Raw genomic sequence first — 3,768 nt, 5'->3', positions numbered from 1 at the left:
CATAGCGCACACCATCGTATTCATAAGCGAAGACTGGCTCTTCTTTGAGTAGTGAGGCAATCGCATCGGTGAGTTGGATTTCACCGCCAGCGCCGGGTTTGAGATTGCGAATGTGATTAAAGATGTCTGAAGACAGTACATAACGACCCACCACCGCTAAGTTGGATGGCGCATCTTTGGGTTGTGGCTTCTCCACAATTCCATTTAAACGATGGATTCCTTTGGATACTTCTGCCCCGGAAATAATGCCGTAAGAGCTACTTTTGGAAGGGTCGATTTTTTCTACCGCTAAGACTGAGCCATTTTGCTCATCAAACACTTTAAGCATCTGCTTTAGAACTGGTGGCTGGCCATCGAGCAAGTCATCCGCAAGAATGATGGCAAATGGCTCATCTCGCACCAGCTTTTCTGCGCACAGAACTGCGTGCCCCAAACCTAGCGCTTCTGGTTGACGAACATACACGCAATCCACATGACTTGGTTTAACGCTACGAACAATCTCTAATAGAGCCTGCTTATTTTTGGCTTCGAGTTCGGCTTCCAATTCATACGCTTTATCAAAGTGATCTTCGATGGCGCGCTTACTGCGGCCAGTAACAAAAATCATTTCAGTAATGCCGGCAGCAATGGCTTCTTCAACCGCATACTGAATGAGGGGTTTATCCACGACATTCAGCATCTCTTTCGGACTGGCTTTGGTAGCTGGCAAGAAGCGTGTGCCAAGGCCCGCAACAGGGAAGACGGCTTTGGTAACGGCTTTAGTGCTTAATGGCATAGAAATTCCGATCAGTTGTATTGCTGCTTTATTTCAGTCGCTCTAATTGTGCAACAAGCTTCTCATGGTTTTGCTCAAATCCAGCAAGACGTTGCTTTTCTTGGGCAACTACCTCTTCTGGTGCTCGCGCTACAAAACTTTCGTTACCAAGCTTGCCGCGTGCCTTGGTAATCTCATTTGCTAGGCGCTCAATTTCTTTGCTCAGACGAATTCTCTCGGCTGCAACATCTACTTCAATTTTGAGTAGTAGTTTGAGATTACCCACTAAGGCCATTGGAGCGCCAGGAGCATCCTTCTCGAGTGCAGACTCGTCATCATAGATTTTGACTTCAGATAATTTAGCCAAGGCAGTTAAGTAAGGGCTCGCCTGTTTCAAGAAGTCTTGTGGGCCACTAATCCAGAGGGGCACCTTGAGCGCAGGAGAGACTTGCATCTCACCACGTAAATTGCGGCAAGCATCCACAATCGATTTAATCTGGGCTACCCAAGCTTCGCTTTGCTCATCAATCTTATCGAGCTGAGCAACAGGGTATGGCTGTAATGCAATCGTTTGCTTGTCTTGCTTGGTCAACTCCTTGCCAACCTTAGGCCCAACGGTTTGCCAAAGGGTTTCAGTAATGAATGGAATGAGTGGGTGCGCCATACGCAAGATAGTTTCTAAAACGCGAAGCAAAGTGCGACGAGTAGCGCGTTGCTGTGCCGGTGTCCCAGTCTGCAATTGAACCTTGGCTAGCTCTAAGTACCAATCGCAATACTCATCCCAAACAAACTGGTAAATGCTGCCAGCAATATTGTCAAAGCGATAGTTCTGGAAGCCCTTGGCAACATCAGCTTCCGTTCTCTGAAGTAAAGAAACAATCCAGCGATCTGCGGGAGAGAAGTCTAATTGCCCTTCTGGGCCGCATTGGTTGTCACAAGGAGCAAAACCATTTTCTTGTTCATCGCCAGGGCAATTCATGAGCACAAAGCGAGTGGCATTCCAAAGCTTGTTACAGAAATTGCGATAACCCTCGCAGCGTTTTTGGTCAAAGTTAATATTGCGACCAAGTGAGGCGAGTGAAGCGAATGTAAAGCGTAGGGCATCCGTACCAAACGCAGGAATACCTTCCGGAAATTCTTTCTTAGTTTTCTTACCTATGCTTTCAGCTTGTTTGGGGTTCATCAAGCCGGTGGTGCGCTTAGCGACCAAGTCTTCAATCTTGATGCCGTCAATGAGGTCGATTGGATCCAAAGTATTTCCTTTGGACTTACTCATCTTTTGACCTTCGGCATCACGAACTAGGCCATGAACGTACACTGTATTAAACGGTACCTTGCCAGTGAAATGACAAGTCATCATGACCATTCTGGCCACCCAGAAGAAGATGATGTCAAAGCCGGTGACCAAAAGAGATGAAGGTAAGAAATGCTTGAGAGCAGGCGTTTCCTCTGGCCAGCCTAATGAGCTAAAGGGCACTAGCGCGGAGCTAAACCAGGTATCTAAGACATCAGGGTCGCGGTTGAGTTGCCCGGTATAGCCTGCCGCAACAGCTTTGACCTTGGCTTCTTCTTCAGAGCGAGCAACAAAGATCTGGCCATCATCGCCATACCAAGCGGGGATTTGATGGCCCCACCAGAGTTGACGTGAGATGCACCAGTCTTGAATGTTCTCTAGCCACTGGGTATAGGTATTGATCCAGTTTTCAGGAACGAGCTTGATGTCACCTTTAGTGACTGCATCTAATGCTGCGCCAGCGATAGATGAGCCTGGTTGATATTGATTGTCTGGACTTGGTTTAGACATTGCCACAAACCATTGGTCAGTGAGCATAGGCTCAATAATGGTTTGAGTGCGATCGCCACGTGGCACCATCAATTTATGCGGTTGTACTTTTTCTAATAAACCAGCAGCATCTAAATCAGCAACGATTTGTTTGCGTGCAGCAAAACGCTCAAGACCTTGATAAGCAACGGGTGCATTCTCATTAATCTTGGCATCGAGTGTGAGGATGTTGATAAGCGGTAATTGATGGCGTTGCCCAACAGCGTAGTCATTAAAGTCGTGTGCAGGAGTCACTTTCACTACGCCAGTACCAAAAGCCAAATCCACATAGTCATCCGCAATGATCGGGATCTCGCGATTGCATAGTGGCAGTTTTACCGACTGACCAATGAGATGTTTGTAGCGCTCATCTTCTGGATTGACCATGACGGCAACGTCGCCCAATAGGGTCTCTGGGCGAGTAGTAGCAACAGTCAGGTGTCCTGAGCCATCTGCTAATGGATAGCGGATGTGCCACATCGAGCCATCTTCTTCTTCGCTCACCACTTCTAAATCCGATACTGCTGTTCCTAAAACTGGATCCCAGTTCACTAAACGTTTGCCGCGGTAAATTAAGCCTTGCTCATGCAAACGAACAAACACTTCAACCACCGCTTTGGACATCTTGCTGTCCATTGTGAAATATTCTTTTCCCCAATCAATCGAAGCGCCTAGGCGACGAATTTGGCGAGTGATGGTGTTGCCGGAAGTTTCTTTCCATTCCCAAACTTTTTCTAAGAATTTCTCACGACCTAAATCGTGGCGAGAAACTTTCTGTGCATCGAGTTGGCGTTCAACGACGATTTGTGTGGCGATGCCTGCGTGATCTGTACCGGGAACCCATAAAGTATTTTTGCCAGACATGCGGGCATGACGTACCAAGCCATCCATGATGGTTTGATTGAAGGCATGACCCATGTGGAGGGTGCCTGTCACATTTGGTGGCGGCAATTGAATCGAGAAATCTCCCTTGCCCTCATCTAGGGTGGCGTCGGCAATGCCTCGGCGTTCCCATTCCGGACCCCAATAAGCTTCAATTGGGGCAGGTTCATAGGATTTGGCTAGTTCATCTAAGGAACTGGCCGCTGGTGAATTAGGGGTATTCGAAGCATTTGGCATAAGAGGCAAATTATAATTGGGGCGATGTACTCAGACTTGCTCGCAAACCTTAATCCAGAACAACGCGAGGCAG

The 3,768-nt window shown here is 47.7% G+C and carries 2 protein-coding genes; both read right to left on the bottom strand.

Going from position 1 to position 3,768, the window contains the following annotated elements; translation table 11 throughout:
* A partial coding sequence (gene galU, locus B7X71_RS13520; protein WP_293601013.1) for a UTP--glucose-1-phosphate uridylyltransferase GalU occupies positions 1-775 on the bottom strand: 775 nt, incomplete at its 3' end.
* A gap of 28 nt (positions 776-803) precedes the next feature.
* A complete protein-coding gene (locus B7X71_RS13515) occupies positions 804-3,695 on the bottom strand; it encodes a valine--tRNA ligase (protein WP_293601012.1) in 2,892 nt (963 codons plus the stop codon).
* Positions 3,696-3,768: the final 73 nt, after the last annotated feature.

The organism is Polynucleobacter sp. 39-46-10, assembly GCF_002282275.1.
This window is presented reverse-complemented; position numbering and strand designations above follow the sequence as displayed.